General features: G+C 47.2%; 4 protein-coding genes. 2 read left to right on the top strand and 2 right to left on the bottom strand.

Translation table 11 applies throughout. The features are described 5' to 3' along the window. Positions 1 to 300: 300 nt before the first annotated feature. Positions 301 to 828, bottom strand: coding sequence for a hypothetical protein (locus tag BM283_RS17105; protein ID WP_090695286.1), 528 nt, complete (start codon positions 826 to 828; stop codon positions 301 to 303). 110 nt (positions 829 to 938) lie between these two features. Then, a complete protein-coding gene (metG, locus tag BM283_RS17110) occupies positions 939 to 3,062 on the bottom strand; it encodes a methionine--tRNA ligase (RefSeq protein ID WP_090695288.1) in 2,124 nt (707 codons plus the stop codon). Positions 3,063 to 3,181: 119 nt separating this feature from the next. On the opposite strand from metG, the gene apbC reads away from it, so the two are divergent. Together apbC and dcd are read left to right on the top strand one after the other, a co-directional pair. Continuing rightward, positions 3,182 to 4,270 carry an iron-sulfur cluster carrier protein ApbC gene (apbC, locus tag BM283_RS17115; protein WP_090695291.1) on the top strand — a complete coding sequence of 363 codons (1,089 nt, stop codon included), beginning with the start codon at positions 3,182 to 3,184 and terminating at the stop codon, positions 4,268 to 4,270. Between the two features lie 8 nt (positions 4,271 to 4,278). Continuing rightward, on the top strand, positions 4,279 to 4,845 hold the full coding sequence (gene dcd / locus BM283_RS17120) for a dCTP deaminase (RefSeq protein ID WP_090695293.1): 567 nt from the start codon (positions 4,279 to 4,281) through the stop codon (positions 4,843 to 4,845). Positions 4,846 to 5,216 lie beyond the last annotated feature (371 nt).

Here is a 5,216-nt window from a genome sequence, read left to right on the forward strand (position 1 = left end):
CAATAAGGCAAGGCTGAAACGATGGGGATTATGGGTTCCATCAGATTTTGTGACAGCTTAAGTTACTGGGTTCAACCGCCGGATGCGGAAAACCGCACGTCCGGTGGTGTGGGAGAGGTAACGGATACAATCCGTTACCCCGACCCGATCGTCAACTGTTCATTACTGCCTGCATTTTGTTATTGAATTCATCAGACGATGAGATATTGGATCCGGATTTCTTTGTTATGTTAGTACAAAATTAAATTTAAATATAAAACTTATGCCGTGAAAGAGCCGTACAGTTAACGTCTAGTAAATTTAATCGTTATGGTTTCCTAGGAAGTAAGTTTGAGCTGGACATAAAACGTGGCGGCGTTTCCCCTTAGCATCAGATGTAGTGCAATTGATCCGATTGAATCGGCGAAGCCCATCGGAATCAAGAAGATCGATACTGCTCTCGCTGATTTTCTTAACAACAGTCCAATGGTCGTAAAATCCAGATATACCTAGAAGGACAGCTCTATTTGCGCCGTTGTTCTTGTTCAGAAATGAAGCGACTTCAGTCCAGAAAGTGTTTAGATCTGGAGTCTCGACTCCCGCAAAATGCCGTTTCTTATAAGCTACGCGATCACCAACAACATCATCAAGAACTGTTGTGATGTGCTTAAGGAGCATACCTTTAGTCAATATAGTCGCTAGAGAGCGCTGACTCTCAAGGTATTGAACTATTTTATTAAACAAGTCCTGAGAATCTTGACTAACGGTATTATTAATTATCCTTTCTGCATTTACAATGCTGTAAATACCGCATAGCGAATCCAATCCACCCTGTTCAAATGGTAACATTTCATTCCTCGACACTTTTTATTTTTCGTATGAATCATTTCGCTATGCATAAGGTATTAGCTCAGCGAACCGTGAAAAGAAAAGCCCATTTCAGAAGTTTTCCAGCTCGCCTATTTTACCCGCATCCCCGGCTGCGCACCTTCATCAGGTGAAAGAATATACAACCCTCCTCCACTGCTTCCATCGCTTGCTGCCAATACCATGCCTTCCGATAGGCCAAATTTCATTTTACGCGGCGCAAGGTTAGCGACCATGACAGTGAAACGCCCTTTGAGCTTTTCTGGATCATAAGCGGACTTAATACCGGCAAACACAGTGCGTTGCTCTGAGCCGATATCCAGCGTGAGTTTAAGTAATTTCTCCGCACCTTCCACATGTTCGGCATTAACAATACGTGCAATGCGTAAATCGATCTTGCTGAAATCATCGATTGAAATGGTTTCCGCGATCGGCGTAATTGCACGTTGCTGGATATGCTGTTGCGCTTCTGAGTGGCGCACGCGGGAATGGGAATCAGAGCTTGGCGCGATGGTCTGTTTATTGGCTTCAATCAATGCATCGATTTGTTTAGCATCAATGCGCGTCATCAGATGCTGGTAGGGATTGATCACGTGTCCTGCAGGCAAGAGTACGGTAGATAACGCTTGGCCGGTTTTTTGTTTCGGCCAGGGAAGTGATGCGCAATTGAGGAAATGCTCGATTCTTGCTGCTGTGGCAGGCAGAATCGGTTTCAGGTAACACGAAAGCAAATAGAACAGTTGAATGCCCAGGCTACAGGCAAGATGTAATTCGTTGTTGCGCGCAGTCTCCTTGGCGATTTCCCAGGGCGCCAGCTCTTGAATAAGTTCGTTTACTTCATCTGCCCGCTTCATGATTTGCCGCACGGCGGCAGAAAAATCCCTCTCTTCATAGGCTTGTTCGATAACGCCAGACTGCCAGGAAGCGAAGCGCTCATCGATCATTTGCTGTAACGTGCGATATTCTTCGCCCGCCACCAGTTTACCGTCAAACCGTTTAGTAATGAATCCTGCGCAACGGCTGGCGATATTGATGTACTTGCCTACCAGATCCGAATTCACGCGTGCGGTGAAATCTTCCAGATTGAGATCGATATCTTCCAGTGTACCGTTCAGTTTAGCAGCATAGTAATAACGCAGCCATTCCGGATTAAGCTGTTGCTGTAAATAGCTTTCCGCAGTAATAAAGGTACCGCGTGATTTGCTCATCTTTTCACCGTTCACAGTAAGAAAACCATGCGCAAAAATCTGGGTGGGTGTGCGATAGCCTGAATTCTCCAGCATGGCCGGCCAGAAGAGCGCATGAAAATACAGGATGTCTTTGCCGATGAAATGATACAGCTCGGTAGTGCTATCTTTCTGCCAGAATTCATCAAAATCGATGCCACGCTGCGCACACAAATTTTTGAAACTGCCCATGTAACCAATGGGCGCATCAAGCCAGACGTAGAAATATTTGCCGGATTCACCAGGTATTTCAAAGCCAAAATACGGCGCGTCACGTGAGATATCCCAGTCAGACAGTTTGTTTTCTCCAGCCTCCCCTAACCATTCGTGCATTTTGTTGGCCGCTTCTGCTTGCAGGTGGTTGTCTTCCCGTGTCCAACGGCGCAGGAAATCTGCACAGCGGCTATCGGATAAACTGAAAAAGAAATGCTCGGAGGCTTTTTTCACGGGGACCGCACCCGAAACCGCAGAGTAAGGATTTTTTAATTCTGTCGGTGCATAGGCTGCGCCACAGGCTTCGCAGGAATCGCCATACTGATCTTGTGCACCGCACTTTGGGCATTCCCCTTTGACGAAGCGATCCGGCAGAAACATATTCTTAACTGGATCATAAAGCTGCTCAATGGCGCGCACTTTGATGAGTCCCATGGCTTTCAGTTTCTGGTAAATGTCTTCCGAATACTGACGGGTCTCTGGTGAATGCGTACTGTAGTAGTTATCAAACTGGATATGAAAGCCGGTAAAATCACGCAAATGCTCACCATGCACCCGGGCGATCAGTGCTTCCGGCGTCATGCCTTCTTTCTCGGCCCGCAGCATGATAGGCGTACCATGAGTATCATCAGCGCACACGTAATAAACAGTGTGCCCTTGCATTTTCTGGAAGCGAACCCAGATATCGGTTTGAATATATTCCACCAGGTGGCCAAGGTGAATGCTGCCGTTGGCATAAGGCAGCGCGGAAGTAATCAGCATCTTGCGTGTATTCATCGATCGTCGGTATGTTGAATGTTCGGGAAGGTGAATTGTAACAAACTGGATACTTTCCCCCGATATTTGTTAACATCAATCATTTCAATAAATCATGCTCTGCATAAAGGAGTAGCATCGTGGCGATTACAGAACAACAAATAGAAACCGCCCTCAAGGAAACCATCGACCCTACCACGGGTAAAGACTACGTCACCAGCAAGGAAGTACACAACATCAAAATTGATGGCGACAATGTTTCGCTTGATATCGAGCTGGGCTATCCGGCCAAAAGCGTGATCGAATCGATCCGCCAGCAAGTCAGCAATACTTTGAAAACTATTCCGGTTATCGGCAATGTTACCGTCAATGTCAGTAGCAAGATTATCCCGCATAGCGTGCAACGCGGCGTCAAACTGATTCCCGGGGTGAAAAACGTGATTGCCGTCGCTTCCGGCAAAGGGGGTGTTGGCAAATCGGCGACTGCGGTCAATCTTGCGCTTGCACTCGCTGCCGAAGGCGCCAATGTCGGCATCCTAGATGCGGATATCTATGGCCCGTCACAACCCCAGATGCTTGGCATCAGCGGTCAACCTGAATCACCGGATGGCAAGACGATCGAACCGATGCGTGCGCACGGTATTCAAGCCATGTCGATCGGGTTATTGATCGATGTCGAAACCCCGATGGTATGGCGCGGTCCGATGGTGACGCAGGCCTTGCAGCAACTATTGAATGATACCCGTTGGTATGATCTCGATTACCTTGTAATTGACCTACCGCCCGGTACTGGCGATATTCAATTGACGCTCGCGCAGAAAGTACCCGTGACCGGAGCGGTCATCGTGACTACTCCCCAGGACATCGCCTTACTGGATGCCCGCAAGGGACTGAAAATGTTTGAAAAAGTCGGTGTTCCGATTCTGGGTATCGTGGAAAACATGGGCATGCACACCTGCTCAAAATGCGGCCATACCGAGCCGATTTTTGGCACAGGAGGTGGAGAAAAGATGTGTAAAGACTATGAGGTCGAGCTGTTAGGCGCCTTGCCGCTGGATATTAAAATCCGCGAGCACACCGATTCAGGCAAACCGACAGTAATCGCTGAACCAGACGGACAGATTGCCAAAATTTATCGTACCGTTGCACGGCGGGTAGCAGTCAAAATCGCCAACCTGTCAAAGGACTATTCTGAGGTGTTTACTAAAATAATTATGGAGAATGACTAATTCCTGATATGACCATTAAATCAGACAAATGGATCCGCAAGATGGCCATCGAGTACGGTATGATCGAGCCATTTGAGCCTGCACAAATCAAGCACAAAGATGGCAACAGCATCGTTTCCTATGGCACTTCGAGTTATGGCTACGATATTCGCTGCTCAGATGAATTCAAACTCTTTACCAACCTGAATTCGACGATTGTCGACCCCAAGCAGTTTGATTCGAATTCCTTCGTAGATGTTAAAAGTGAGGTCTGCATCATCCCCCCCAACTCCTTTGCCCTTGCGCGCACCGTTGAGTATTTCCGCATTCCGCGCAGTATTCTCACCATCTGCCTCGGAAAATCCACTTATGCCCGCTGCGGAATCATTGTCAATGTCACCCCTTTTGAGCCAGAATGGGAAGGTTACGTCACCCTCGAATTCTCCAACACTACCCCGCTACCCGCCAAAATTTACGCTAATGAAGGTGTTGCCCAAGTGATCTTCTTTGAAGCGGACGAAATCTGTGAAACCTCTTACAAGGATAGAAACGGTAAATACCAATTTCAGCAAGGTGTGACGCTGCCTAAGATATAATTTCAGACTAAAGGACACCTCCTCTAAAAATCCAGAGATGCCCTAAAATAACTGCTTATCTTACACAATACAGAAATGATAGATAGCTTAACCAGTTAAGCATGATTCAGAATATATAGGATTAAAAAACATATTGACGGTTTGGTTGTTTACGCAGTGCTGTGGACAGCACCTATTTGTGTTCGATAAGGCAACCCGCGCAAGGCGCAATCACCATCGGGCATTGCGCCGTATGTGCTACCTTACCATCTGTTGCAATGCGTTACACTTATTGCACCCTAGTGTGCCCGGCATGGGTTAAAACTTGTTATCTGAGAGGAGATAACCGGAGTTAGTAACGACAACCGTAGTGAAACGCAAGGGGGAAACCG

The organism is Nitrosomonas sp. Nm34 (assembly GCF_900113925.1).
In the GTDB taxonomy this organism is placed as follows: Bacteria; Pseudomonadota; Gammaproteobacteria; order Burkholderiales; family Nitrosomonadaceae; genus Nitrosomonas.